Source organism: Haloarcula amylolytica, from assembly GCF_049705545.1.
GTDB classification, from domain to species: domain Archaea; phylum Halobacteriota; class Halobacteria; order Halobacteriales; family Haloarculaceae; genus Haloarcula; species Haloarcula amylolytica_B.
This window is the reverse complement of record NZ_JBNAMU010000001.1, coordinates 857,749-883,369: the sequence shown is the minus strand read 5'-3', so window position 1 is coordinate 883,369 and position 25,621 is coordinate 857,749. Positions and strand designations below refer to the sequence as shown.

General features: G+C 64.0%; 28 protein-coding genes. 10 read left to right on the top strand and 18 right to left on the bottom strand.

What is annotated here, in order from left to right; genetic code table 11:
* Window positions 1-25 precede the first annotated feature (25 nt).
* Entirely contained in the window at window positions 26-1,972 is a 1,947-nt protein-coding gene (locus tag ACOZ4H_RS04745) for an aldehyde ferredoxin oxidoreductase family protein (protein ID WP_424328214.1), read from the bottom strand.
* A gap of 260 nt (window positions 1,973-2,232) precedes the next feature.
* Between ACOZ4H_RS04745 and ACOZ4H_RS04740 the strand changes: the two genes are divergently transcribed.
* The gene (locus ACOZ4H_RS04740; RefSeq protein WP_424328213.1) at window positions 2,233-2,823 is read left to right on the top strand and encodes a 50S ribosomal protein L15e; all 591 of its coding nucleotides are present in this window, start codon (window positions 2,233-2,235) and stop codon (window positions 2,821-2,823) included.
* Window positions 2,824-2,949: 126 nt separating this feature from the next.
* Here the strand turns inward: ACOZ4H_RS04740 and ACOZ4H_RS04735 are convergent, their stop codons facing one another.
* The 6 genes from ACOZ4H_RS04735 to ACOZ4H_RS04710 all read right to left on the bottom strand — a co-directional run bounded on the left by ACOZ4H_RS04735 (window position 2,950) and on the right by ACOZ4H_RS04710 (window position 9,128).
* Window positions 2,950-3,669: a hypothetical protein gene (locus ACOZ4H_RS04735; protein ID WP_424328212.1), complete on the bottom strand. Its 720-nt coding sequence runs from the start codon at window positions 3,667-3,669 to the stop codon at window positions 2,950-2,952.
* Between the two features lie 39 nt (window positions 3,670-3,708).
* Window positions 3,709-4,296, bottom strand: coding sequence for an FAD-dependent oxidoreductase (locus ACOZ4H_RS04730; RefSeq protein WP_424328211.1), 588 nt, complete (start codon window positions 4,294-4,296; stop codon window positions 3,709-3,711).
* A gap of 227 nt (window positions 4,297-4,523) precedes the next feature.
* Window positions 4,524-5,549 (bottom strand): Brp/Blh family beta-carotene 15,15'-dioxygenase, encoded by a 1,026-nt coding sequence (locus ACOZ4H_RS04725; protein ID WP_424328210.1) that lies wholly within the window; start codon window positions 5,547-5,549, stop codon window positions 4,524-4,526.
* Window positions 5,546-6,271: a lycopene cyclase domain-containing protein gene (locus ACOZ4H_RS04720; RefSeq protein ID WP_424328209.1), complete on the bottom strand. Its 726-nt coding sequence runs from the start codon at window positions 6,269-6,271 to the stop codon at window positions 5,546-5,548. The genes ACOZ4H_RS04725 and ACOZ4H_RS04720 overlap by 4 nt, the downstream gene beginning before the upstream one ends.
* Before the next feature lie 48 nt (window positions 6,272-6,319).
* The gene (locus ACOZ4H_RS04715; RefSeq protein ID WP_424328208.1) at window positions 6,320-7,291 is read right to left on the bottom strand and encodes a phytoene/squalene synthase family protein; all 972 of its coding nucleotides are present in this window, start codon (window positions 7,289-7,291) and stop codon (window positions 6,320-6,322) included.
* 256 nt (window positions 7,292-7,547) lie between these two features.
* A complete protein-coding gene (locus ACOZ4H_RS04710) occupies window positions 7,548-9,128 on the bottom strand; it encodes a bacterio-opsin activator domain-containing protein (protein ID WP_424328207.1) in 1,581 nt (526 codons plus the stop codon).
* A gap of 128 nt (window positions 9,129-9,256) precedes the next feature.
* On the opposite strand from ACOZ4H_RS04710, the gene ACOZ4H_RS04705 reads away from it, so the two are divergent.
* The 4 genes from ACOZ4H_RS04705 (at window position 9,257) to ACOZ4H_RS04690 (ending at window position 13,401) form a co-directional block, all read left to right on the top strand.
* The gene (locus ACOZ4H_RS04705) at window positions 9,257-9,541 is read left to right on the top strand and encodes a DUF7562 family protein (RefSeq protein WP_424328206.1); all 285 of its coding nucleotides are present in this window, start codon (window positions 9,257-9,259) and stop codon (window positions 9,539-9,541) included.
* Between the two features lie 66 nt (window positions 9,542-9,607).
* Window positions 9,608-10,984, top strand: a complete 1,377-nt coding sequence (locus ACOZ4H_RS04700) for an RNB domain-containing ribonuclease (protein WP_424328205.1) — start codon at window positions 9,608-9,610, stop codon at window positions 10,982-10,984.
* A 69-nt stretch (window positions 10,985-11,053) separates the two neighbouring features.
* Complete coding sequence (locus ACOZ4H_RS04695; RefSeq protein ID WP_424328204.1) at window positions 11,054-11,794, top strand: ABC transporter ATP-binding protein; 741 nt, start codon at window positions 11,054-11,056, stop codon at window positions 11,792-11,794.
* Window positions 11,791-13,401, top strand: coding sequence for a hypothetical protein (locus ACOZ4H_RS04690; protein ID WP_424328203.1), 1,611 nt, complete (start codon window positions 11,791-11,793; stop codon window positions 13,399-13,401). The genes ACOZ4H_RS04695 and ACOZ4H_RS04690 overlap by 4 nt, the downstream gene beginning before the upstream one ends.
* Here ACOZ4H_RS04690 and ACOZ4H_RS04685 read toward each other — a convergent pair.
* On the bottom strand, window positions 13,398-14,000 hold the full coding sequence (locus ACOZ4H_RS04685; RefSeq protein WP_424328202.1) for a transcription antitermination protein: 603 nt from the start codon (window positions 13,998-14,000) through the stop codon (window positions 13,398-13,400). The genes ACOZ4H_RS04690 and ACOZ4H_RS04685 overlap by 4 nt on opposite strands.
* A gap of 70 nt (window positions 14,001-14,070) precedes the next feature.
* Between ACOZ4H_RS04685 and ACOZ4H_RS04680 the strand changes: the two genes are divergently transcribed.
* A complete protein-coding gene (locus ACOZ4H_RS04680; protein WP_424328201.1) occupies window positions 14,071-15,249 on the top strand; it encodes an MBL fold metallo-hydrolase in 1,179 nt (392 codons plus the stop codon).
* 22 nt (window positions 15,250-15,271) lie between these two features.
* Here ACOZ4H_RS04680 and ACOZ4H_RS04675 read toward each other — a convergent pair whose 3' ends face one another.
* From ACOZ4H_RS04675 to ACOZ4H_RS04660, 4 genes are all read right to left on the bottom strand, one after another.
* On the bottom strand, window positions 15,272-15,565 hold the full coding sequence (locus ACOZ4H_RS04675) for a DUF6432 family protein (protein ID WP_424328200.1): 294 nt from the start codon (window positions 15,563-15,565) through the stop codon (window positions 15,272-15,274).
* Window positions 15,566-15,731: 166 nt separating this feature from the next.
* Window positions 15,732-16,406: a hypothetical protein gene (locus ACOZ4H_RS04670; protein WP_424328199.1), complete on the bottom strand. Its 675-nt coding sequence runs from the start codon at window positions 16,404-16,406 to the stop codon at window positions 15,732-15,734.
* Window positions 16,399-16,803: a hypothetical protein gene (locus ACOZ4H_RS04665; RefSeq protein ID WP_424328198.1), complete on the bottom strand. Its 405-nt coding sequence runs from the start codon at window positions 16,801-16,803 to the stop codon at window positions 16,399-16,401. Before ACOZ4H_RS04665 ends, ACOZ4H_RS04670 begins: the two co-directional genes overlap by 8 nt.
* A gap of 65 nt (window positions 16,804-16,868) precedes the next feature.
* Window positions 16,869-18,215 (bottom strand): PKD domain-containing protein, encoded by a 1,347-nt coding sequence (locus tag ACOZ4H_RS04660; RefSeq protein WP_424328197.1) that lies wholly within the window; start codon window positions 18,213-18,215, stop codon window positions 16,869-16,871.
* 148 nt (window positions 18,216-18,363) lie between these two features.
* Between ACOZ4H_RS04660 and ACOZ4H_RS04655 the strand changes: the two genes are divergently transcribed.
* Together ACOZ4H_RS04655 and ACOZ4H_RS04650 are read left to right on the top strand one after the other, a co-directional pair.
* Window positions 18,364-19,215, top strand: a complete 852-nt coding sequence (locus tag ACOZ4H_RS04655) for a DUF7093 family protein (RefSeq protein ID WP_424328196.1) — start codon at window positions 18,364-18,366, stop codon at window positions 19,213-19,215.
* Window positions 19,216-19,253: 38 nt separating this feature from the next.
* A complete protein-coding gene (locus ACOZ4H_RS04650) occupies window positions 19,254-19,646 on the top strand; it encodes a DUF5611 family protein (RefSeq protein WP_008308010.1) in 393 nt (130 codons plus the stop codon).
* Window positions 19,647-20,056: 410 nt separating this feature from the next.
* On the opposite strand, the gene ACOZ4H_RS04645 is transcribed toward ACOZ4H_RS04650, so the two are convergent.
* From ACOZ4H_RS04645 to ACOZ4H_RS04635, 3 genes are all read right to left on the bottom strand, one after another.
* Window positions 20,057-20,824, bottom strand: coding sequence for an ABC transporter permease (locus tag ACOZ4H_RS04645; RefSeq protein WP_424328195.1), 768 nt, complete (start codon window positions 20,822-20,824; stop codon window positions 20,057-20,059).
* The gene (locus tag ACOZ4H_RS04640; RefSeq protein ID WP_424328194.1) at window positions 20,821-21,765 is read right to left on the bottom strand and encodes an ATP-binding cassette domain-containing protein; all 945 of its coding nucleotides are present in this window, start codon (window positions 21,763-21,765) and stop codon (window positions 20,821-20,823) included. Before ACOZ4H_RS04640 ends, ACOZ4H_RS04645 begins: the two co-directional genes overlap by 4 nt.
* Before the next feature lie 123 nt (window positions 21,766-21,888).
* On the bottom strand, window positions 21,889-22,248 hold the full coding sequence (locus ACOZ4H_RS04635) for a cell division protein SepF (protein WP_049939172.1): 360 nt from the start codon (window positions 22,246-22,248) through the stop codon (window positions 21,889-21,891).
* Between the two features lie 144 nt (window positions 22,249-22,392).
* Here ACOZ4H_RS04635 and ACOZ4H_RS04630 point away from each other — a divergent pair, with 144 nt between their 5' ends.
* Window positions 22,393-22,812 carry a hypothetical protein gene (locus tag ACOZ4H_RS04630; RefSeq protein ID WP_424328193.1) on the top strand — a complete coding sequence of 140 codons (420 nt, stop codon included), beginning with the start codon at window positions 22,393-22,395 and terminating at the stop codon, window positions 22,810-22,812.
* Window positions 22,813-22,834: 22 nt separating this feature from the next.
* Here ACOZ4H_RS04630 and ACOZ4H_RS04625 read toward each other — a convergent pair whose 3' ends face one another.
* Window positions 22,835-23,314, bottom strand: coding sequence for an RNA-binding protein (locus ACOZ4H_RS04625; protein WP_424328192.1), 480 nt, complete (start codon window positions 23,312-23,314; stop codon window positions 22,835-22,837).
* A gap of 95 nt (window positions 23,315-23,409) precedes the next feature.
* Between ACOZ4H_RS04625 and ACOZ4H_RS04620 the strand changes: the two genes are divergently transcribed.
* Window positions 23,410-24,321 (top strand): cobalamin-binding protein, encoded by a 912-nt coding sequence (locus tag ACOZ4H_RS04620; protein WP_424328191.1) that lies wholly within the window; start codon window positions 23,410-23,412, stop codon window positions 24,319-24,321.
* Here ACOZ4H_RS04620 and ACOZ4H_RS04615 read toward each other — a convergent pair.
* Entirely contained in the window at window positions 24,318-24,689 is a 372-nt protein-coding gene (locus ACOZ4H_RS04615) for a DUF5658 family protein (RefSeq protein WP_424328190.1), read from the bottom strand. The genes ACOZ4H_RS04620 and ACOZ4H_RS04615 overlap by 4 nt on opposite strands.
* A gap of 94 nt (window positions 24,690-24,783) precedes the next feature.
* Entirely contained in the window at window positions 24,784-25,599 is an 816-nt protein-coding gene (gene ubaA / locus ACOZ4H_RS04610; RefSeq protein WP_424328189.1) for an SAMP-activating enzyme E1, read from the bottom strand.
* Between the last annotated feature and the right edge of the window lie 22 nt (window positions 25,600-25,621).

Below are 25,621 nucleotides of genomic sequence, written 5' to 3'. Positions count from 1 at the left end.
ATTGGAGTCGGCAGTCGGCGCTGTCTCAGTCGTCGCTCGGTGCCGCCGCGCCGCCGGAACTGACGCCGGTCCCGGGGCCGACCTCGATGCCGAGTTCGTCGAGTTTCTCGTCGGTGACGACGCCGTTCTCCCAGTCGCGCACCTCGTAGTACTCGTCTTTCATCTTCGAGAGCTCCGCGAGTTCGCCCTCGGAACCGCCCTGGGCGGGAATCGCGTGTTCGTCGCCCTCGACGAACCGGTTGGGCAGGTCGTCGTCGGCTCCGTCGAAGCCCGCGAGGTTGTTGTAGTACCGTTCGAGGTTGTAGATGCGCTCGCCGGCCTCCATCAGTTCCTCCTCGCTCACGTCAAGGCCGGTCATGCCGTTGTACTGCAGGACGTACTCCTCGATGCCCTCGGCGAAGGCGTTGAACTTGCAGATGTCGAAGGAGTCGCTGATCGCGTGCAGATCCTGGAAGGTGGCGCACAGCTCGCCTTTGCCCTCCCATTCTCGTGGGTCGACCTTCTCCGGGATGCCCAGAATCTCCGCCGCCGGCGTGTACCCGCGCAGGTGACACGCCCCGCGGTTCGAGGTCGCATAGCCAATCGCCATCCCCTTCATACAGCGCGGGTCGTAGGCGGCCATCGTCTGGCCCTTGACCGCGAGGGAGTTGGTGTGGGCGTCGAACTCCTCGGCGAGGTGGTCCGGCCCCTCGGCGAGATGGTCCGCGAGTTCCGTCTCGCGGTTGGCGATCATGTCGATCATGTCGATCATCGTGTCGGCGTCGCCCCAGTCTATTCCGTCGCCGAGTTCGTCGAACTTGCCCTCCTCGGTCATCTCCATCGCCATCGCCATGGTGTTACCCACGTCGATGGTGTCGACGCCGACGTCGTTACACCGTTCGAGCATCACGGCGATCTTGTCGCGTTCGACGTGGCCGGAGTTCGGGCCGAGCGCCCACGCGGACTCGTACTCGTAGGACTCCGTGCGGACGTTCATCTCCTCACCCTTGTGCATCGCCTGCACTTCGACTTCCTTCTTGCAGGCGACGGGACAGGAGTGACAGGTCGGCTCGTCGACCAGGATGTTCTCCCGGACGTTCTCACCTGAAACGTTCTCCGAGTCGATGATGCGCTCGCCGTCGCCTTCGGCATCCGAATACGACCGCGTCGAGGAGTACTTCGCGTTCTTCGTCGGGAGGCCGTCCATCTCCTCGGTGAGGTTCATCAGGACATTGGTGCCGTACATCGAGAGCCCGCCCTCGTTGGGTGCGGTCACGTCGGACTCCTGGATGACCTGCATCGCCTGCTTGTGGCCCTCCTGGAACGTCTCCTGGTCCTTCGGTTTGGGCATCCGGGTGCTGGACTTGACGACGACGGCCTTGAGGTTCTTGTTACCCATCACACAGCCGGTGCCGCCCCGGCCCGACGCGCGGTCGTCCTCGTTGATTATACAGGCGTATTTCACCTCGTTCTCGCCGCCCTGACCGATGGCCATCACCGAGAGGTTCTTGCCCAGCGAACCGCCCTCGATCTCGCCTTCGAGGTCGTCGATGGTGTCGTGGACGCCCTGGCCCCAGAGGTGCGAGGCGTCACGCAGTTCCACTTCGCCGTCCTCGACGAGCGCATACACCGGCTCGTCGGCCTGGCCCTCGAAGAGGAGTCCGTCGAAGCCCGACCACTTTAGCCGCGCTCCGGACCAGCCGCCGTGGTGGGAATCAGTGACCGTCCCCGTCAGCGGCGACTTCGTACAGATTGCGATGCGACCGCTCATCGTCACCTGTGTCCCCGTCAGCGGCCCGTTCATGAACGCCAGCAGATTGTCCGGTCCCAGCGGGTCCACGTCGGGTCCCTGGTCGAAGACGTACTTCACGCCGAGCCCGCGTGCGCCGATATATTTTTTCGCGTCCTCCTCGTCAATGCCCTCGTAGGCTACGTCCCCATCCCCAAGGTCGATTCGCGCCACGTGGTCCTGGAAGCCACCAAGGTCTGTCATGGTAATACGTGACTCTCCGGCTGGGAACAACTTAACGATTTGTGTTGGATACCCCAAACATCCGACGTGTTTCATCGGACTGCTGTCCCTGCGTGACCGGCTCACACTCGCGAGTCTGGTCCGAACTGTTTAAGAGTCCGAACGGCAAACTCCGGGTAACTCGCTGGGCGACGGGCACCAGCGGGCACCTGCGTGTGCAGGTCGGGATGTGAGTCGCGCCGAGCGCGACTTGAACCACGCAACGCCCGTGGTGAATACATATGGCACGAAGCGCATATTCGTACATTCGAGACGCCTGGAAGAACCCGGGCGACGGACAGCTCGCAGAACTACAGTGGCAGCGCCAGCAGGAGTGGCGCGACGAAGGGGCCGTCGAGCGCATCGAGCGCCCGACCCGCCTCGACAAGGCCCGCTCGCAGGGCTACAAGGCAAAACAGGGCGTCGTCGTCGCCCGCGTCTCCGTCCGCAAGGGCGGCGCACGCAAGCGCCGACACAAGGCCGGTCGCCGCTCCAAGCGCCAGGGCGTCACGCGCATCACCCGCCGGAAGGACATCCAGCGCGTCGCCGAGGAACGCGCCTCCCGCACCTTCCCGAACCTGCGCGTGCTCAACAGCTACTCCGTCGGCCAGGACGGCCGCCAGAAGTGGCACGAGGTCATCCTCATCGACCCGAACCACCCGGCCATCCAGAACGACGACGACCTGTCGTGGATCTGTGCCGACGACCAGGCCGACCGCGTCTTCCGCGGCCTGACCGGTGCCGGCCGCCGCAACCGCGGCCTCGGCGGCAAAGGTAAGGGCAGTGAGAAGACCCGCCCGTCGCTGCGCAGCAACCGCGGCAAGGGCAAGTAACCCACCTTTTTCCGCCTCGGGTGCGCGAAGCGCACCACTCGGCGCAAAAACGTTGTCCTCGTGAGCGACGCGAACGAGGGCTCGAAAGACGAGCAACACGAGTCTTTCGGTGGGACGTATTTTCTGTCACGTTGGCTTGAAGACCCGCCACATCACTCCTGGCCGGAACAGTGATTCGGGAGGTTGTTCCAGCATAAATACCCTAACCAGGGCTTCGCGTAGGGCTCCATCTGAATGCGCCGTGCGAATCAACTGGCCGAGATACCAGTTAATGAAATCAGTCCCGCGCGGCTTCGGCCCCGTCGTTTCGGAGAACTTGAAATCGCCTCCGACGGCGATCGACCACGGGCTATCCACGATATCTGTAACGTTCTCGAAAAATCGAATCCCGATATCCTCTCGGCCCCCATGCGCCAGGGTGTGATGAAGTTGGAGCGATTCGAGTGCGGCTACTGACATTCCCTGGCCGTAAATCGGATTGAAGCTACAGAGAGCGTCACCGAGGACCACGAAGTCATCGGGGAACCGGCTGAGGCGTTCGTACCGGAGACGTTGATTAGTGGGGAACGGATAGTGGGAGATCTCCTCGGACACCCATGGCTGTGTGCGAAGCAACTGTCCAATCTCAGCAATCGGAAGGCTCTCGGCGAACTCGATGAATGCATTCCTCTCCGTTGGGGGATGGTCGCCATGCACGCCAAACAGAGTGGCCTGCCACCGCCCATCCTCGATAGGGAACATCCCGACACCCCGCGTCCGTCCCGGCTCGTGGGGCACAAAGAACGTCCGTCGATCCTCAGGAGGCCGCTCGATCATGGCAGTGCTGTACGCCACGTCAATCTCCACTTCCTCTACTTCCGGAGCGGTAAACCCATGATCATCGAGCTACGAAGGGGTCGTGCTCGTTCGCCCGCTGGCATCAACAACCAGCTCCGCAGAGATATCCGTCTCCCCTCCCCCATCGCGCACTGTCACGCCCGCTATGCCGATTTCGGACTCGTCGGTCAGGTAGTCCACGAACTGAGTCTCGGCCCGCAATTCAAGGCCGTCGATCGTCATAACGCGCTGTCGAAGAAGGTGCTCGATCAAGGGGCGTGTCGCATTATACATTGTCAGCCGCTTCTCCCCATTGGCGAGGAAATCACCCCGTTCGTAGTGGTAAAAATCGGACATGAGATCGATGATGAGCCCGCCGGCCGAGAGCAACTCTTCGCCATAGCCAGGGAACAGGTCTTCGAACGTTTGGCGACCAGCCGTCTCCAGAACGTGGACATGGCGGCCCTGAGGAACCCCACGACGGGCTGTCGGGTCCTCAGGGAGTGGGTCCCGTTCGATGATCGTGACCCGCTCGAAGCCATCCGTCAGCACCCGGGCGGCCAACAGACCTGCGACACTCCCGCCGATTACCACAGCATGATCCCCAAATTCAGAAATCCGATCGGGCTTGTATCGCGGAACAGTTGCGAGTGTCATGGTGGTTCCCTCCGGGGGCGTTCACTCCACCATCTTGATGTTGCTTCCCCACTCCTCTACAGAGAGCGCCCATCTTCTTGTTTGTCGTGGTGGTTGTTAACTATTTACATAGATGCGAAAGTGATACTGCTGTATACGCGCTGTCCATCTTGCACAGGTGTCTTGACAAGGTTCGGACAAACAGACCGTGCGTAGTTTTCTGTCACACGCTTTGGAGACGTAACCGACTACACCCAGACGCCCTGTTCGCGGTCCATGATACTGACGACGACGACGTGGGGCAGCGTGACGACGGCGATGAACACCAGATACAGCGCGACCCACTCCGGAACCGACCCCGGCGGATTCGGGACCAGAAAATACAGCCCCCCGAGCAGGGCGAGCGAGGCGACGGTCAGCGGCGCGGCGTCGCGGGCGAACCCCGCCAGGGCGGCTGTCGGGTCGCGGTTTTCGAGTGCGGCAGTGGCGTCGTCGTCGACCAGAAGGAGACGAGCAACGTGGCGTAGCGAGTGCCACAGACAGAAGTACACGCCGATGGCGAGCACCGGCGGAACGAGGGCGAAGTACGCGAGCAGGCCCAGCGTCTCACCGGCGTCAAGCAGCCACGGCTGGCGGGCGTCGGCGCGGGCGAAGCCCACAGCTAGCGTAACCATGACGAGCGCGCCGTACGCGACAGCGAGCGCGGTTCGCACGTCGGCCCGGAACGCCCAGCCGAGGGCGGCCACGGCGTCGGGCGCGAACAGCGACACCAGGTCGGTAGCGACGCGGCGGTACCACTCGGGGAACGCGAGCAACGGGACCAGCATCGGCAGGCCGCCGCGGACGAGGACCGTTCCGATTCGCTGCGGGAGCGACCGGAGGTGGTCGGCGTCGGCCAGCGCGAGCAGCGCGTACAGGTCGCCCTGGCCCCAGTGGAACCACGTCACTGCGATGAACAGGACGAAGGCCGCCGCGGGGGCGAGGAACCAGGCGACGGCGTAGGCCCCCCCGACGACGCCGTAGAGCGCGAACACGCGGGCGATAGCCCGCCAGTCCGGGCGCTCGCCGCGGGTGCGTGCGACCGCGAGGTGATCGACCGCACCGTGGGGGAGACCAAGCAGGACAGCACTGACCACCAGCGGGGCGTACTGGAGCGCGGACGGTATCGAGACCCCAGCCAGAAACGGAGCGATGACGGCGAGGCTGGTAACCCAGCCGGGAACCAGCGCGACCCGGTAGAGAACCGCCGGCTCGACGGTGCTGCGGCGTTTCATTCCCATCTATCCCGAAGCCAGACGTAGAGCACGACCCCCTGCACGACGAACAGCGTCGTCAGCAGGAAGAAGACCGCCTCCTCGATCGGCAGGTCGAGCAGGGGAATCGCGTAGCCGGTCGTGTACTGTTTCGAGAGGGTCCAGACGCCGAGTCGGATAGCAATGCTGTCGATACCACAGAGATACGCCGTCGGGACCAGTGTCGCAACGCTCACTGCCCGCCACTCGCCGACGAGGAAGTGCCACCCGAACAGCCACTGAATGGCGAGAATCGGTCCGCTCCAGACCAGCAGCGACCCGAGGTACAGCCCCGAGTCAGAGCGCAGGAGCGCGAGGCCGGACAGAACGACGACGAGCGCAGCGGCGAGTCCAACGAGCCGCGTTCGCATCGGCGTGGCTAGCTGGCGCTCAGTGTCCACCCGAAACCGGGCCACCCACAGCCCTACCATCGCGGTCTGCAGGACGAAAAAGAGGTACTCGCCGAGGGGTATCGACCAGAACCGCGCCAGCACGGCGCCGTCGCCGTACCACCAGACGCCGCGCCGGATGAGCGCGCCGTCCCACGGCGTCGTGTAGACGAGCGCCAGGCCTGCAAGGATTGCCGTCCCTGTAAGTACGTCCCGGCGGTTCCCGAGGCGGTATGTCGCCGTCAGTGCCAATCCAGCCACGACCGGCACCACGAACAGGGCGTGGAACTGGAGATACGTGAGCGTAGGCAACATTAGTTCAGATACAGCCGGTGGTCAGAAACGATGCCCGGTGCGTGGCTGTCATCCACGCCACGCGGGTTGCCCGTGGCCGTGGGCGTCCGTCGGCGTCTCGCCGGGGCCGCGCTCTGAGACAGCGCTCACGGTGTAGAACGTCGCTTCGGGGTCACCGTTGCGCCGCCAGTGCCACCAGGTCCGGGCGAGCAACCACAGCCGGCGACGACGAGTGAGTTCCGGCGTCTCCGTCAGCACGTCGTAGCCACGGTCGCGGATGAGCCGGTGGTGATCAGCGTACAGGACTGCGGCCAGCAGCACGCCGAACTGGCAGTCCTCCGGCAGGTACCGGATGCCGGCGACGCCCTCGCGGTACAGTTCGTCGGTCCGGGCCAGTTCCTCCTGCATCACGGCGCGGAAAGCGTCGTCGACTTCAGCGTCGGCCAGTTGCTGTTCGGTGACGCCGTGGCGCTCCAGCGTCTCCTGTGGGAGGTACACCCGGCCGTAGTCGTGAATGTCCTCGCGGACGTCCCGGAGGAAGTTCGAAAGCTGGAACGCTTCGGCCAGCGCCGTCGCGTGGGGGAGGGCCTCCTCCTTCTGTGGCGGGTCCATCACCTCCGTCATCATATGACCGACGGCGACGGCGGAGCCCCCCATGTACTCACGGAGGTCCTCGAACGTCTCGTAGCGGGCCTGTGCGATGTCCATCTCCATCGCGTCGATGAAGACGTTGATCGTCTCCTCGGAGATGTCGTGGCGCTCGGCCAGGTCCTGAAACGCCGCCAGAACGGCCTCGTGGTCGGTTTCAGCGGGGTCGACGTTCCCGAGCGCGGCCTCACGGATCACCTCCAGTTGCTCGTGCTGGACGGTCGGCGGCGGCCCGTCCGTCTGGTCGACGACCTCGTCCGCGACCCGGAAAAAGGCGTACATGACGTACGTCGGGTGGCGGATACGCTCCGGAAGCAGACGCGTCGCGAGGTGGAACGTCCGTCCGGTCTCCTGCTGTATCGATTTGCTGGTTTGGATGTTATCGGAGTGCATTGAAAGCTATCGGGCGGTCATTCGGCGGGCGATGCGTCGCGCGCTTGTGGGCAGGCGGTCCGTAATAGTTCGGTCGACCCGTGGTTGCGCCGCTATCACAGGGGTCTGTGTCCCGTCGGTTCGCCGGCAACAAACAGGACACTGGTTCCGTATCACTACATGTATATACGGTTGTTATCGTGATAAGCGGACTACCAAACTGCTTCGGGAATCGTGCCAGGGGCCCGCCGCCGGCGAGGGGATTCGCAAGCACTGGTTACCAGTTTTCGAACACTTCTTCCAATAACTTTCGCTCACCCGCACGGAGGTGCTGGTGGAACGTCGACGGGCAGATGTCCATCGACTCGGCCAGCTGCTCGCCGGATACGTCGCGTGGCCAGTCGAAGAAGCCGCCGAGAAACCCTTTCCGGAGCGCTGTCAGCTGGCGGTTGGTCAGCCGTTCCTCGACGTTCGCGATGAACGCCTGGCGGGAGACGGGGGGTTCGTCCCGTTCACGCACGGAGAGCAGTTCCGTCTCCGGATGCTGGCTGCGGACCTGCTCGACCACGCTTCGGGTCTCCATTGACGCCGGGAGGGCGACCGTAACCGTCGCTCTCCCGGGTTCGACCAGAATATCGCCCGCCTGGGCCCCGCGGTCGGCGACGACAGAGACGACCGGCGGGTCCGAGACGGTGAATTCGAACAGTGCCGACGAGTCCGCCGTCGAGACGTGCGAGACGCCCGACACCTGGGGGTGGTCGGCGGCGACGGCACAGACCGCCGAGGGGTCGTCCGTCTCGACGAGGAAGAACATCACCGTCTCCTCGCCGTCGGGGACGCTCCCACCGTACTCCATCGAGCAGCCGAGTTCGCTCGCCACGTCGATATAGAAAACCTCCGGGTCAGTGACCTGCAGTTCGAGTTCAGTGACGTTGTCGGCGGTCAGCAGTCGGCTGGTCTCTCGGGCGTCGATAGCCGCCGCAGTCGCCCGGCCGATGGTCCCGAGCACGGCCTGTTCGCGGGGGTCGAACACGTCGTCGCTGTCGGCGTAGACGGTGAGGACGCCGTACAGCGATTCGCCGGAGACGAGCGGGACTGCCGCGACCGACGCGACGTCGGAGTCTGCGAGCCGGCTGTGTTGCTTGTCGATGTCACCGGTCACGACTTGCATCTCCTCGGTGCGGGCCGCCTCCGCAACCGGGTCATCGGCGTCCAGCGGGATGGACAGCGACGTCGGGTGGTCGGCGGAGAGGGCTGTCGACGACAGCGTCTCGTCGCGCAGGTCGAGTTCGGACACCCAGGCGAACTGGTAGGAGTCGACCGCGGCCAGCCTGTCACAGACGGTCTGCTGGATCGCCTCGCGCGAGTCGACGGTCAGTACGTCGCCCATCACCGCTTTCAGCAGGCCATCGACCCGGTCGACGAGCTGTTTGAGGTTCTGGCGCTCGGCTTTGAGCTCCTCGCTCCGGCGCTCGGCCGCCAGTTCGGCGAGCTTCCGCTGGGTGATATCGATGTGTGCGACGACCGCGCTCCCGGCCTCGTCGTCGGGCAGCGGTGCGACCCGCATCAGAAACCACTGCTTCTCCTCCGGGGAGTGACACGGGTACTCCATCGTGAACAGGTCCTGCTCACCGTCGATGACCGACTCGATGCCGCCGAGTGCCTGTCCGGCGTACTCGTCTGCGTCGACGTCGGTCGTCGCGAAGTAGTTCGTCCCTTCCATCTCCCCGTCCTCGTCGCCCGCGAACTCCCGCCAGGCGCGGTTCGTAAACAGGATCGTCCCCTCGTCGTCGAGGACAGCGATATTGATGGGTAGCGTGTCCAACGTCGAGTGAGCGAGTGTCTCTGGTGGCTTCATTCAGTGTCCCTGGCTCCGAATAGCCGATACCCTGTGTAATGGCGGCGGGTGAATAAACGTGTGGCCCGGAACGGGGAACTGTTGCCTGTGCGAAAAGCTCTAAACGCTGTCGCCCGCAACCCGTAGGTATGTTCGGGTCCCGGAGTTCCCGGGGGAAGTCAGTCACCTGTATTGCGTGTGGGGAGTCCATCCCACGGTCCGAGGCCCGCGAGTACGACAAACACGGCGACCGGTGGGACCGCCGAAACAAGACGTTCGAGCACCTCTGTAAAGCCTGTTTTGCCGAACTGTGCCAGCAGCCGCGGGACGGCCTCGAAACGACGCTTGACGCTGCCGGGGCCGGCGAGTCCGACCAGGAGACCTTCCTGAGACGGTTCCGGGAACTCTCCGAGGGCGACGCTCACAGGGAATGAGACGCGGGCGTCAGGGCCAAGTCTCACCCCGACAGCCCTAACTGCACCCTGTTCGTACCGGGAGACATGACTACAGAGGACGCACAGGCGGCCGCCGGGACCGCCGAGGGCCAGGGCCCTGTCGAGATTGACCCGGAGATGGCGCGACATCTGGAGAACAAACGCGAGGAACTGTTCGAGAAGTTCGGCATCCCCGACGAGTTCCCGCCCGAGGTACTGGAGGAGGCCAAAGAGCGCACGCAGGGCGTTCAGGCCGAAATCGAGGACGAGGTCGACGAACGCCGGGATCTCCGGGAGATGACCACCTGGACGACTGACCCCATCGACGCACAGGACTTCGACGACGCCATCTCCATCGAGGAACGCGAAGACGAGATCGTCCTCTGGGTCCACATCGCCGACGTGACCCACTACGTCAACCCCGACACGAAGATGTGGGAGCAGGCCGTCGAGCGCGGGAACACCGTCTACCTCCCGGCCTACACCGTCCACATGCTGCCGCCCGTCCTCGCCGAGACCGTCTGTTCGCTGGTCCCCAACGAGGACCGCCTGGCCCACACCGTCGAGATGCACCTCGACAAGGAGAACCTCGGCTACGAGGAGATCAACATCTACAAGTCCGTCATCCGCTCGGACGCTCGCCTGACCTACACCGAGGCCGAGCGCCTGCTGGACGAGCCGGAGACCGCAGAAGACGTGCTAGAGGACCAGAGCGTCGACCTCGCGGAGAAGACCGAACGCGTCTGGGAACTGGCCGACCGGATGCACGAACAGCGCAAGGAGGAGGGCTCGCTCGTCCTCAACCCCGCCCGCGACCGCGCCCACACCATCATCGAGGAGTGCATGCTGAAGGCCAACAAGGCCGTCACGCACGAGCTGATGTGGAACCGCGGCGTCGAGGCGATGTATCGCGTCCACCCACAGCCAAGTCCCGACGAGTGGGACGAGGCGCTGGTCGAGATTCAGGAGCTCGACGGCGTCTCCATCCCCGGCGACGCCTGGGACGACCCACGGAAGGCCGTCAACGCCACGCTCGAACAGGCCCCGGGCCGCCAGCTGGACAAGATCCAGTGGGCCGTGATGAAGGTGATGCCCCGCGCGAAGTACATGAACGACCCCTTCGGCGGCCACCACGCGCTGAACTTCGAGATCTACGGTCACTTCACCTCGCCGATTCGCCGCCTGTCGGACCTCATCAACCACTGGATCGTCTACACCAACGACGTGCCCGAGGACCTCGTCGCGTTGTGTGACCGCGCCAGCGACCGCCAAAAGGACGCCGAGCAGTGCGAACGGGAGTACAAGAACTTCCTGCAGGAGGTCGGGCTGGACCCGTCGGCGGTCAACAACCGCGGTATCGAAGTCGTCGAAAATCCTGATGACGAGGACGATACCGACGCGAACGCCGAGACTGACACGGCCGACGCAGCGGTCGAGGAGTAACGCCGGCACACTCGCGGGGCGTCCTCGACAACAGGAAGACCTTTTCACAGTCGGTACAGCACTGCCCGTATGTGCCCTCCAGCACCCGCAATCGTCACCGAGGGGTTGACGAAGCGCTACAGTGGGGTCTCGGCGATAGCGGACCTCGACCTCACGGTCCCGCGCGGGAGCGTCTTCGGCTTCCTCGGCCCCAACGGCGCGGGCAAGACCTCGACGATTCGCATCCTGACGACGCTGACGAACCCAACAAGCGGCACCGCTCGGGTCGCCGGTGAGTCGGTCGCCGACCGCGCCGCAGTGGTCGAACACATCGGTTTCCTCCCCGAAGAGCCGCCGCTGTACGACGAACTCACCGGCCGCGAGCAGCTGGAGTACGTCGCCGGCCTGCGCGGGCACGAGGACTGGGGCCGCGTGGAATCGCTGCTCGACCGGTTCGACCTCGACGGGGACGCCGACCGGCGCGTCGAGACGTACTCGAAGGGGATGAAACAGAAACTCGGCCTCGTCCAGGCGCTGTTGCACGATCCCGACGTCCTCTTTCTGGACGAACCCACCTCGGGGCTGGACCCGCGGGCGGCCCGGACGGTGCGTGACACCATCAGCGAAGTTGCGGCCGCTGATACGACGGTCTTTCTCTCGACACACATCCTGCCCGTCGTCGAGGAGTTGGCCGACACCGTCGGCGTCCTGTACGACGGCGACCTCGTCGCGGAAGGGTCTCCCGATGAACTGACCGACAGCGTCGAGTCCGGGAGCACGCTCGAAGACGTGTTCCTCGACGTGACCAGCGAGCACCCGGGAGAGCGATGAGACGGCCGAGCGGACGACGGACACGACTGATCGCGCGGACGGAACTGCGGCGTACCTGGCGCAAGCTCAAGGGGACAACACGCGGCGCACTCATATTCCTCGGCGGCGGGCTGGGCATCAGCATATACAGTCTCGCTATCGGCGCAGGGGCGTTCTTTTTCGGCGGTGCCCTGGCCGACAGCGACCCCCACACGGTCAGGCTTGCGACGACGGCGGGTATCGTCGGACTGCTCGGACTCGTCGGCTTCTTCACGCTCCAGCACACGGTGAAATCGGCCGGCGAGCCCGACGCCGCCGACGGCCTGCTGACGACGGTCCCCTACGAGGACGCGGCGGCCGGGCTGCTCGCCGCCGAGGCCGGTCGCGTGTCGCTCGCGCTCGCCATCCCGATTGTGGCGCTAGTAGGCGGGCTTGCAGCCGGTGACGCCGGGGTACTCGTCGCTCTCGTGGCGCTCGTCGGATCGGTCGCGGTCGCCCTGCTGGGGACGGTTCTCGGCTTCGGCCTGGGGCTGGTGACAAAACTGGTGGCGAACCGCTCGGCCTTCGTCGCCAGTCACCGCGCGAGCGTCGGGGCTGCCGTCTCGCTCATCCTGCCACTTGGCTGGGTCGCGATGACGGCCGTTCCGACGGTACAGCTTCGCGTGCTCCAACTGGCGACCCAGTCACCGCTCTCGTGGCCTGCCGACGTAGTCCTGCTCGTGCTGGGGACCGGCGGCAATTCGGTCGCTGCCGTCGTCGCCACAGCGGGGATTTTCGGCGCGCTCCCGGTCGGCGCAGTCGCGTGTCTGTGGCTGGCCGGGCGGGCCTTGTATGCCGATCCGGTCCAGCCCGACCACGAGTTCGACGCCGACGAGCGAACGCTCTCGGACCGTCTGCTGGCGGGGCGGGTCCCAACCGCGACCCGCGTAGTCGCACAGAAGTCGTGGCTCAGAGCCAAGCGAGCCCCCGTCACCGTCCAGTTCGCGGTCATGCCGTTCTTCTTCTTGGTGTATCACCTCCAGATCGTGATTCTGGAGCGAGTGGTGCCGCCGACGCTCCCGCTCAGCGCCGGCCTCGCCAGCGCGGCGGCGTTCGGGGCCGCGTTTTCGCTCAATCCGCTCGGCGGCGAGGAAGGGGTACTGCCGCTGACGCTGACCGCCAACGTCTCCGGCCGGGCCTTCGTCACCGGGCTCGTCCTCGCAGGCGCACTTCCCGGTGTCGTAGTGACGACGCTACTGGTCGTCGGCCTCGGCGTCGCCGCCGGCACGCCACCGATCACGCTCGCCGCCGGACTCACAATCGCACTCGTCGCAACCCTCGCCGCGCCGGCCATCGCCGTCGGAACCGGCGTCGTGTTCCCGAAGTTCGAGTCGTCGTCGGTGCAGGGCCGCGAGGTGGTGGTCCCGAGCGGCTGGGCGTTCGGGCTGTACTTCCTCGTCCTCGGCGTGGCCGTCGCGCCGGCCAGTCTGGCGTACCTGCTCGCCGTTCGCGACATATTCGCGATACCGTTCGACACAACGTGGCTCCTCGGCGGCGGGCTGGTGGCGAGTGTCGGGATCGCCGTCGCTGGCGCTGTCGCCGGCTTCCTCTATGCCGCCAACCGCGTCGCGACCTACCGACTCGACTAGCAGATAGGCTTCGGATCCAGCCCCATCGCCTCTAGCGTTTCCGCGTAGTCGTCGTACGCCGCTTCGATGGCTTCGGTCGCGGCCGCCGCTGCCACCTCGCGCTCGGATTCCGAGAGTTGTCCGAGGGCAGTCTCTCCGTCATCGAGTGCTGATGCCTCCCCTCGAATCTCGCGGAACGTATCGGCCCGCTGCTCGTCCGCTTCGTTGATGAAGAAGCTCACTACCTGCAGGTAGAACCGGTCGGCGACCAGCGGCGCGGCGACGAGGCCGGCCCCGACGCGCCGCGCAGTTCCACTGACGGTTTCGAGGTGGTCGATGAAACCATCGGGGTCACCAGCATCTGCGTCGATGCGGTCTGCCCTCTCGGCTGCGGCCTCGGCTGCTGTCCCGAACTGCGTCGCCCCCTCGCTGTCAACCTCGGCGGCCCACCGGTCGAGGACAGTCGCGAGTCCTGACTCGCGGGTCGCCGCTGCTGTGAGCACCGCCTCCGCCTCCAGCGTCGCGTCCGTCGCTGCGATGAGCACCTTGTCCGAGCCTAATCTGTCTCGCTCTGTCTCGGTTCGGTCGCGGACGGCATCGATAGTGGCTCCAGCGTCCATACGCCTGCTGGGCACGGCACGGGCTTGAAATCCCCGCCCGATTTATCCGCCGGGCAGCGCTACAATCAGTATGGCCGAGGACTACCCTGACCCGCCGACGGACCCGCCTTCGCTGTCGGCAGCAGCGTTACAGGCGAAACTGGATGCCAGCGAGTCGCTCCGGTTACTCGACGTTCGCGACCGTGACGAGTACGAGCAGTGGCGGATTCGCGGCGACTCGGTGACGGCGACACAGCTCCCATTTACGAAGTTCCTCCAGGCGAAGGTGACCGGCGAAGTGGACGACATCGTCGGCGACGTAGCCGGAACCGGCCCGATAACGGTCGTCTGTGGCCGCGGCGAGGCCAGCGCCTTCGTCGCCGGCCTGCTGACTGAACACGGCGTCGAGGCGCAGAACCTCAGCGACGGCATGGAGGGGTGGGCGCGGCTCTACGAGGCCCGCGAGATCCCCTGCGATGCCGTAACCGTCCTCCAGTACCGCCGTCCGTCCTCCGGCTGTCTCAGCTACATGGTTGTCAGCGACGGCTCGGCCGCTGTCGTCGACCCACTTCGAGCGTTCACCGACCGGTACGTCGCCGATGCCACCGACCGCGACGCCACACTCACCTACGCTATCGATACGCACGTCCACGCCGACCACGTCAGCGGCGTTCGCCGCCTTGCCGAAGAAACCGACGCCGAACCGATTTTGTCCGAACGGGCGGTCGCTCGCGGTGTCGAGGACGTGACTGCACTGGCCGACGACGAAACGTTACAGGTCGGCTCGGCCACTCTGGAGCCCCACCCGCTATCCGGCCACACGACCGGTATGACCGGCTTCACCGTCGACAACGTGCTTCTGGCCGGCGACAGCGTCTTCCTCGACAGCGTCGCCCGCCCGGATCTGGAAGCCGGCGCCGACGGCGCTCGCGACCTCGCCCGCGACCTCCACCGAACGCTGACCGAGCGACTCGCGGGGCTACCCGACGAGACAGTCGTCGCGCCGGGCCACTACAGCGAGTCGACCACACTGGCGGACGACGGGACGTACACGGCCACCCTCGGGATCCTCCGCGACCGACTCCCGGCGTTCGGGATGGACCGCGAGGCGTTCGTCGAGCACGTCTGTGACGACATCCCGCCGCGCCCGGCCAACTTCGAGCGGATTATCGCCATCAACCTCGGAACGGAGACGGCCGACGACGACGCCGCGTTCGAACTCGAACTCGGTCCGAACAACTGCGCGGCCGCGCCGTCGGACGCGGTGTGACACTGCCGCGAGAGAGTCGCAGCTACAACGGGAGCCGTTTTCGAATCTGGTCGAGAAGCGACTCGTCTTCGTCCGGCAGCGATTCACCTACCACGCCCTCTCCCGGGAGAATGACGGTCCGCTCCCCGTTGTCCTCGACCTCGATGAGGCCGTCCGCCTTGAGAGCGGCGAGCGCGTCCTCAATCCGGTCGATGTTCTCCTCCGTCCGCGACCGAAGCTCGAAGACGGTCATCCCCTCATCGCGGCGGTCAGCGAGCGCATCGAGCACCGCAACCTCAGTGTCGTCCCGGTCGCGATACTCCGGCTTCGCTCTCATATGTCCCTCTAAAACCGGCTAGGTCTAATCTTTGTCCCTCGTGAATCTAATCTGGGAACCTGATCCGACGCGCGATAACCTGTTGAACCGGTAAGGCTGACCCCTGAGCGAGGGAATCGTCAGCGACAAAACCGCTGTGACTTATGAATCCGAACTGAGTGATTCGCTACCGTCCCTTTTCATGGTAAGCTGGCCCCTCTTCAGTGGTAGAGCCGTACTTTGCCATGAAGATTCGGAGCGACCATTCGTCGGTGTAGTACTTGTACGCCCAAATGTATTTGATTTGAGTTGTTTCAAACACTCCGCCATCTTCCGTAGTGAACGTCACATTAACTGTATCGGGTATGTACGTGTGGTCCCGCTCTGGAAGGTGGTCATCATTGTTATTATAGTCTTCTACAATGGCATAGTACTTCCAGAGCGGGTTTAGCCGGTCATTTCGGGTCTTAGTGAAGTTTGTGGTATCACGCATTTCAACCGTTATGTGGTATGAGTCATTTTCAGGGAAGGCCTCCATCTCGGCAGAACGGTTCTCCTCGTCTGCATCGTATAGATACTGCATATTCTCATTGAATTCCTCAAACTTCTCTGCCTTGCTGAGCTCGCTTTCGGTAGTAGATTCGGTTTCCGTTTCAGTTCCTTCAGTAGCTACTGGCGTACTCTCGGTTTCCGTTGGCTCAGGCGTTTGGGCCTCAATAATCTCTGGCGTGGGTTCTGGCGTCTGCGTCGGCAAAACTGTCTCTTCGGCTGGTCCGCTGCCTCCGGCGAACGCAGAGCAGCCGGCAGAGATAATTAAGAGAGCAATGGCGACAGAGCTAACGATATTTCTAGTCTCACTCATGGTTTTGAGTCTCATTGTTGAGGTCTGTTTGCTTGTTTTCTTTTTCAGCAGGTGAAAGATTCAGAGTTTCAGTCAGGGTGGGCGTTGGTTCTGGTAACGAGCCAGTTGTTGACCCGTCTCCATCCACTCCCGCAGATGGTGAATCATATAAAGTCTCGCCACCGGCGCTCAAAAATGCGATTCCGCGGACAAGGGCGGTGAGGACAGCCACGTAGGCGAGCGCGGTCAAGATGCTAACGCACCCGTCTCCGAACTGGATTCCGGGCTGCGGTGATTCCTTATTTTCATACCAATGGGCGTCCGTCCACATGATAAGCGGGGTTGTTGGTAAGAGAGGGCCTGCAACCGTCGCTAACAGGCAGGTGACTATTTCTTGTGCCCTATCGTTTCTTTTCATTATTTTTGTATTTTATTTAATTCTGTGTATAAATTTTTCAATTCCGAAGCCAGATCTGAAAGCTGTTACCAAAAACTCCACCCTCCGCCACCATCGCCGCCACTGTCATCGTCACCGTCATTATTGTCATCGTCGCTACCGCCTCCGAACCAACTCCCGCTGTCACCGTCGTCATCACCACCACTGTCGTCATCATCGTCGTCGCCGCCACCGATTATGCCGTCAAGGAAACCCCCCTGATCATCGTTATCACTGCTACTACTACCATCATCGTTACCGTTGCTATCATCATCGTCGCTACTACTGCCGTCATCGTCATGGTATGACCAGTCATATCCACCGTCGTCATCGTCGCCACCGTCTCCGCTATCTGGGTTGATCAGGTTATTTGGTACGCTGGATGCTGGACGAGTACTACCGCTCTCATCGCTGGAACCGTCGTCATTGGAACTGCCGCCATCATCAACATCAATGAAATCGTCCTGATTCTCTTCCTGTTGCTTTATATCTTCTTTTCGTTCATCGACAGTCTCCTTACTGAACGTGCCTCCGTAACCATCCTCAGAGTACCTGTTCATATTCGCTTCTTCGATGATCTGCGTGAGATCACCGTCCATGTACACCCACAGACCGTCCCGGCCGTCGGTGTCGATGACGGTATCCTCAACGGTCATGGCAGCGCTCGTGCAACCCTGGTTCTGCCCGTCGACGTAGTAGTTCCCGCTGCCACCCGGGCAACCGTCCCTGCTGCCACCGCCACCACCGTTGTTGGACGAATCAACGACCCGAACCGTCTGATTAGAAACACCACGCCGTCCGGCGGCGTCGTAGGCGACCGCGCGGACGGATACGGAGCCGGAGTGAGTGAACGTGTGCGTAATCGTCGAGGTGCCGTTTTCCCCGGCGAGTTGCGTCTGGTTCCGCGCGGTGCCGTTGACGACCCAGGCGAGCGTTCGGAGGTCGGCATCGCCGGCGGTCGCATTGGCAGTCAGATTCCGCCGGGAGCCGGTGGGAAGCGCAGGCGGGGCCGACACGGAGACTGACGGCCCACCGGCAGCCACCACGTCGACATGGAGCGTGTCCGATCGCGACGCGCCGTCGTCATCGGTAACGATGACAGTGACGTTGTACTGGCCGGTTTCGGCCGGCGAGAACGTCGTCTGGACGCAGATCGGGCAGTCGGGCGTGCGGGTCGTGCCGTCCGGGGTCTCGATAGACCACTCGACCCCCTCGATTGTGCCGTCGGGGTCGCGCGAGCCGTTGGCGTCCAACTGGACCGTCGCCCCTCGCTCGACGGACTGGTCCAGACCGGCGTCGGCAAGCGGTGGCTGGTTCCCGGTCGCCACCGCTGTTCCCCCGAGAAGCGCCGAGAGGGCGAGGACCGACACCACGAGTGTCGTCGTCCGCTGCATTGGCGTAGCGTAGCATCGGTACCAGTTATAAAATTTCACAATTCAGACTGAAATTAATATAGCAGCGTCGCGAAACAGGTAACAGTCTGTCACGAACGGTCGAGCCAACGGGCAGGGTTTAAGTACGCCACGGTGGGAAGTTCTGGCAATGGGTCTCAAATGTTCCGTCCTCGGGCACAAGTACGGTGAGACCACCGTCGAGCGCGAGCGCGAAGAGCAGGGTAGCGAAGTCGTCATCACCATCCAGGAACGGGAGACCTGTGAGCGGTGTGGAAATACGCGGATCGTCTCGGAGAACAAGGAGGTAACGGCCATCGAGACGCCGTCGGACATCGCCAGCGATCTCGTCGAAGACGAGTCCGAATCCGAAACGGCAGAGACCGAGTCACCGCCGGAAGACGAACCGACCGACAGTGCGTCCGAACCCACAGATGAGGGAACCGAGCGCTCGGATGGCTGGGACAGCGTCGACGATCCGGTCGAAACACCGGATGACGCAGGAATCGGCGACGACAGTGTCGACGACGGAGAACCGGTCGATCCGTCGGCTGACGACGCCGAGATCATCGACGACAGTGACGATGGCGAGGAGGAAAGCGGCGACGTGGAGCTGGACGAGCCGACGACGACAGTCGACGTCCCGGACGCCGAAGGCGAGGAGCCAGTGACCGAAGACGAGACCGATCCGGAGAAGGACGACGGGCTCATTCTCGGCGAGGAAGAGGAGTCGAAGTCGGCCAGAGACGACCGCCAGCCCGGCGAGTGGCCCGATGAACCAGGAGACGACGGGGACGACTGGTCGCCGGAGACGATGCCAGTCGACACCGACGACGATTCGAGTGTTGAGTCGACCAGCGACAGCGCCGTGACGGTTCCGGAGGGCGAGTTCGCCTGTCCGGAGTGTGGATTCACTACCGAGGTGGAATCGACGTCCCTGCGCGCCGGGGACTTCTGTCCGGAGTGTCACAAGGGGTCACTTATCACCCGGGGCGAGGAGTGAACGCAAAGGGTAAGACAGCCCCTCGCAAAAACTCGCCCATGCGAGAGTACAAGATGCGACGGGGCGAGCATCTCGAAGACCGCGTCCCTGATATGGAAGCGTTCGTCGAGGAGTACTTCGGCGAAGTAACGGATACAGAAGAGTACGAAGGCAACGACCTGCTGGTCGTCGACGACCCCGACAACCCCGTGTTCGACCGGGTCGTCGCGGGCCGCGTCGAGTACGGCTCGAAGAAGGACAAAATCGCGCTCCACATCGACGAGCGACCGGCAGAAGATGTCATCGCCGAGGGCAACGTCGACGCGGCCGAGGACGCCGTCGCCATCAAGAACGACTTCCTGGAGGAGGCGACCGACCGCGACGCGAAGGCACGACGTGACTCGCTGAAGCGCTCGGTCGAGGACGACGCCGACGCCCCGGACAACGTCTGACGACAGCCGTCGGGCGCGCGCAGTCCGTGAATGCCGGCAGGCTGATACTGCGCTATCGTGTTCAGCACGGCCCGCGTAGCCATTCGGAAATCCTTCGAGACCGACACTGAGCACCGCCAGTATCACTCAGCGTCAGACGGGCGTCACATCTAAATACGCTTGTGGCATACATTCACATACGCCTCACCCGGAGGCGCTCACAAGTATCCGGGGCACGAGACACCCCTCGTGTTGCCACGGAATCGGATTCCGGGGCAGCCTGTCATAGTTTGTCCGCCCGCCGGAGCGGACCCAATCCGGCATTCAAGCGCGGCCAGGTCAGTTACCGAGCCGGCATTCCCGTTTTATCGGCGCGATATTGGCGACACGATCTAGCTGTTGACTGAAAAGGCTCGAGAGTCAGAACGGCGCTACTCGGCGAGCCCGTAGCCGCGCTTGAACAGCACGTAGTCGATTGACAGCACGACCGCGGTCGTTCCGGTCAGGACGGCCAGCGACGTGTTCGGATCGATTTCGGTGACACCGATCATCCCGTAGCGCACGCCGTTGACCATGTACACCATCGGATTGAGCAGCGAGACGTTCCGCCAGAACGCCGGCAGGACTTCGAGCGAGTAGAACACCGCGCCGAAGAACACCAGCGGCCGGAGGATGAACTGGTTCATCACCGTGAGGTAGTCGAAGTCGCTCGCCCAGAGGCCGCCGATGACGCCGAGCCCGCCGAACAGCGTGGTAATCACCAGCAGGAACGAGACGAGATACACGGGGTTGGCGACGGGAACCGAGGTGAATATCAGGCCCACGCCGACGATCAGCAGTGACGTGACTACCCCCCGGAGTGCGCTGGCCGAGACATAGGCGGCCACCATGCTCCGGTTCGACATCGGAGAAGTGAGAACAGCCTGGATGTAGTCGTTCCAGCGCCCGTGGAAGATGGTGAAGGAGGCGTTCTCGAAACTGTCCGAGATGGCCCCGAGCACGACAAGTCCGGGCAGGACGAACTGGAGGTAGCTCACGCCCGCAATCTCCCCGATCCGGCTCCCCAGAATCACGCCGAACACGGAGAAATACAGCGCGTTCGTGATGATCGGCGGGAGGAAGGTGTTGTACGGGCGGCGGACGAACCGGAGGATTTCCCGCCGAACCAGCGTCAGGAACTGCGTCGTGTTCTGGTTCATGCGGACACCTCCGCGTACTCGCGGTCGTCGCGGGTCATGTCGACGAACACCTCTTCGAGTGACGCGCGGCGGATATCGAGCGATGTGACGGTGTGGCCCTGCGCTTCGAGTTCGCGCATGATCGCCGGCGCGGTCTGGCTCCCGCCCATCGCAGTGACGGCCAGCCCCTCGTCGGTCAGTTCGACGTCAGTGATTCCCTCCACGTCAAGTCGCGGAGCCGTCCGCGGCAGCTCGGCAAGGTCGAGGACGATAGTGTCCGTGCCGCGGGCCATCAGGTCGTCGGGGGTCGCCACTTCGACTTTCCGCCCGTCGTCCATGATTGCGACCCGGTCACAGAGCCGTTCGGCCTCCTCGATGTAGTGGGTCGTCAGGAGGATCGTCGTCCCGGCGTCGTTCATCCGGTTGATGATGTCCCAGAGGTCGTGTCGAAGTTGGACATCGACACCCGCCGTCGGCTCATCGAGGATGAGCAGGTCCGGATCGGAGACAAGTGCACGCGCGAGGACGAACCGGCGTTTCATCCCGCCCGAGAGCCAGTCGAAGCGCGTGTCCCGCTTGTCCCAGATACCGACCGTCTTCAGCGCGTCTTCGGCGCGCTCTCGGGCCTCCGCGCGTCCGATGCCGTGGTAGCCGGCCTTGTGTTCGAGCACCTCGATGATGGGGAAAAAGCGGTCGACATTGAACTCCTGTGGCGCGACGCCGATACGGTCGCGGGCCTCCCGATAGTCGTCCTCCACGTCGAAGCCGAACACCTCGGCGGTCCCCTGGTCCTTGTGGACGAGGCCGACCAGCGTGTTGATAAACGTCGTCTTGCCGGCTCCGTTTGGCCCGAGCAATCCGAAGAACTCGCCCTGTTCGACCGTCAGTTCCAGGTCGTCAAGCGCTTGGACGTCGCCGTAGCGCTTCCCTAACCCACTGGCGCGTATCGCCGGTTCAGTCATTGCCGCCCTTAGCGCGGCGACACCGAAAAACGCATTGAAGCCCCCGAAAACCGGCAGTTAGCCTGATACAAGCTGACAAGATCGACCGACTGGCGAGGTCCCATAGACCGTGCTGTCACAATCCTATCGACCGAGGCGTTCTCGGGCGATGCCGACGCCGGCCGGCGTGATGATGAGCTGGTCGTCGTCCTTCTGGACGATGTCGCCGCCGACCTCGTTGGCGACCTGCTTGAGTTCGTCGCTGATGTGTTCCATGGTACGGTCCTGCGTGGAGTGGCGCGTGATGTCCGCGACGACCACGTCACCGTCGTAGACGGCGTCTTTGATGTCGATGACGTCCTGCTTGTCGCTGATACGGGCGATCCGGACCTGGCGTTCGAGTTCCGTCCCGGTCATCTCGAATTCGTTCGCGTTCAGTTCGACGTAATCCTCGGTGTTCCGAGAGGATCCAGACTCTCCGAGGATCTTGCTCATCAGTCCCATGTCACTCACGGCGTGCGCTACCCGTTTCAACTTTTCGTCCATCGAACGTATCGCCACAGCACACCCTGATCGGCCGTGGTGGCGACCGAGAACGGCGTGGCTGCACAAAACGTTATTCAGGTGACGGAACGAACACCGACAGCGATGCGCCCGCCCTCCATTAGGACGACTCCCCGCACCGTCGCAGCCGTCGGTGGCGTCCTCTATGCTATCGGCGTGCTGTCGTGGCTGTTTACAAGCGGCGTCCATTTCTCGTCGGAGGACCCGACGACACTCGCGTTCGGGGCCGGCTACGCCGCCGTTGGGATGGTCCTCACAGGTGCCGTCCCGCTGTATCTCTGTAGCCGCCTCTCGCTTGTCACGCCAGTCCTCGTGACGCTCTGGCTGCTCGGCAACACAGTGTCTCAGTGGCTGTACGGGACACATCTCCACCCGCTGTCGTCGTATCTCACCGTCTGGCCACTGCTGCTCGGGGTGGCCGTGGGCGCTGGTGTGGTCGAAGCGGTCCTCAGAGTCGCTTTAGACCGTGGATTCGACCGGTTCGGGCTCCGACCGCTGGTGTGACTGGAGCGAGTACAGAACTGCGCTACACCGAGAACTCGAACAGGTCGTCGCCGACGTGGTGGAGCGACTTGACGACTTTCCCGCTGTTGCCGACCATATCGTCGCCGTCAGTCTGTGCGCGGCCGACAGCGAGGAACTTCCCGTGGGACTCCTCGTTAATGACGACCAGGTCGCCCTCGCTGATGTCGTCGTCGGCCTCGGTGATGCCCGGCCGCATGATGTCAGCGCCGTCCGAGACGAACGAGACGGCCCCGGCGTCGACGGTGACGATGTGTTTCTCGGGCGGGTACTGATTGGCTCCCTGAACGGTCAGGAACGGTTCGCCATTCAAGTAAAGGACGAGCGGATCGCCGTCGACGAGGACCACATCCCAGTCGCTGTCGTCGAACTCGACCTTCTCGAAGCTGTCCGCGTCGAGTTCGACACCGAGGTTCTCCGACAGCGCTGTCGTGATGGTGTCGACCTCGTCCGAACGGAGGTGGTGTCGCGACTTGACTTCCATGCCCGCGTCTCGTCGGCGACAGACGGTAAGCGTAACGAAGCGTGCGGGCGGCGTGGCGGACGCAGGTTTTTGTCCGCGCGGTCCAACGTCTGGGTATGCGAGTCGTCACGCTCCTGCCCTCGGCGACGGAGATCGTCTACGCGCTCGGCGTCGAGCCGGTCGGCGTCTCACACGAGTGCGACTACCCGCCGGCGGCCCGCGAGAAACCGTCGGTCAATCGGTCTCGCGTCGACCCGACGGCGTCGAGCGGCGAGATCAACGAGCAGGTCGCCGCGGCCGAGGAGGGGGACGGCGTCTACGCCATCGACCGCGAGACGCTCGCGGAACTGGACCCTGACCTCATTGTCACCCAGGGTGTCTGTGACGTGTGTGCCGTCGACCACGTGGTAGTCACTGAGGCTGTCGAAGATCTGGGACTGGACGCCGAGGTGCTGACGCTCGACGTCCACAGCCTCGACGACCTGTTCGAGTCCGTCCACCGGGTCGGCGCGGCGGTCGGGCGCGACGACCGCGCCGCCGAACTCGTCGCGGCCCTCCGGGACCGCGTCGCGGCGGTGGAAACGACGGCGGCCCGGGCCGAGACGACGCCCCGCGTGGCGGTGCTGGACTGGCTGGATCCGGTGATGGTCGCCGGGCACTGGGTCCCGGAGATGGTGGAGATGGCCGGCGGCACCTACGGGATGGAGGAGTCCGGTGCGCACTCCCGACCGCGCGAGTGGTCGGACGTCCGCGAGTACGACCCCGAGGTGCTGGTGGCCGCACCCTGTGGCTTCGACGTGGCACAGACCCGCGAGAACCTCGCCGATCTGACCGGTCGGCCCGGCTTCGACGACCTGACCGCGGTCCGTGAGGGCCGAGCGCACGTGATGGACGGCCACCACTACGTCAACCGCTCGGGGCCGCGGCTCGTGGACACGCTTGAGTTCCTGGCGGCGCTCGTTCATCCGGACCTGTTCGAGACGCCGCCGCGGGACGCCGTGGTCGAACTCGGGACCGTCCGGGCCTAGAGGGCGGCCGCGGCCAGACCGACGTACGTGTTCCCGAGCACGACCACCGCACCAAGGGCGACGATGGACAGGAGCCAGGCCCGCCACAGCGGGACCCGCTCGACCACGTCGCGACACTCCAGCAGGACGACACCGACGTAGAGGACGACGGCCATCTTCAGGGCGATCACGAGCAGCGGTTCGTGGATAAGGAGCGTCCGTATCCAGGGGTTTGCTTCCAGCCCCGGCCCGGCAAACTGCGCGGCGAACAGCGTCGACAGCGCGTCACCGAACCCCCAGACGAGCACCAGTGAGAACACCAGTTCGACGTAGCTGGGCTTCTGGAGGCGAACCGAGAGGGGATGGGGGGCGTGGTCAGGGCGGGTCATGCGAGGCGATACCGTTACTCTCGACTAATGGCGCATAAAGCTCGGTTCCACAGTATCAGCCGTGAAAATTGGCGGCCAGTACAGAGCGAACCGGTCAGTCCTCGGCGAGCGAACAGCGCCCTTCGTAGCTGGCGTCGGCAACGCTCGCGATGGCCGGGTCGTCGCCACACACCGGACAGTCGGGCTTGGCGGCGACGGGAATCTCCTCGAAGGACATCTCGGCGGCGTCGTAGGCGATGAGCCGCCCCTCCAGCGTCTCGCCGTAATCCATCGCGAGCTTGACGACCTCGGTCGCTTGCATGCATCCGATAGTGCCCGGCAGGACACCGAGAACGCCCGCGGTCGCGCAGTCGGGGACGGTCCCCTCCGGGGGTGCTTCGGGGAACAGACAGCGGTAACACGGGCTGTCGCCCGAGAACGTCGTCACCTGTCCCTCGAACTGGAAGATCGCCCCGTGGGAAAAAGGCGTGCCCGAGAGCGTGCAGGCATCGTTGACGAGGAACCGCGTGGCGAAGTTGTCGGAGGCATCGACGACGATGTCGTAGTCGGCCACCAGATCGGTCGCGTTCTCCCGTGCCAGCCGCAGTTCGTGGCGGTCGACGGTCACGTCAGGGTTGAGGCCAGTGACGAACTCGGCGGCGCTGTCGACCTTTGGCCGGCCAACGTCGTCGTCGCCGTGGATGACCTGCCGCTGGAGGTTCGACCGCTCGACGGTGTCGTCGTCGACGATACCGAGCCGGCCGATGCCTGCAGCCGCGAGGTACTGGAGCACTGGTGCGCCGAGGCCGCCGGCCCCGACGACAAGGACATCAGTGTCGAGTAGTGCGGCCTGGCCCTCCGGCCCTACGTCGTTCATGATGATGTGCCGGGAGTACCGGTCAAGCTGTTCTGGGTCCAGATCCGGTCGCATAGTGGACGTACGCCACCCGGAG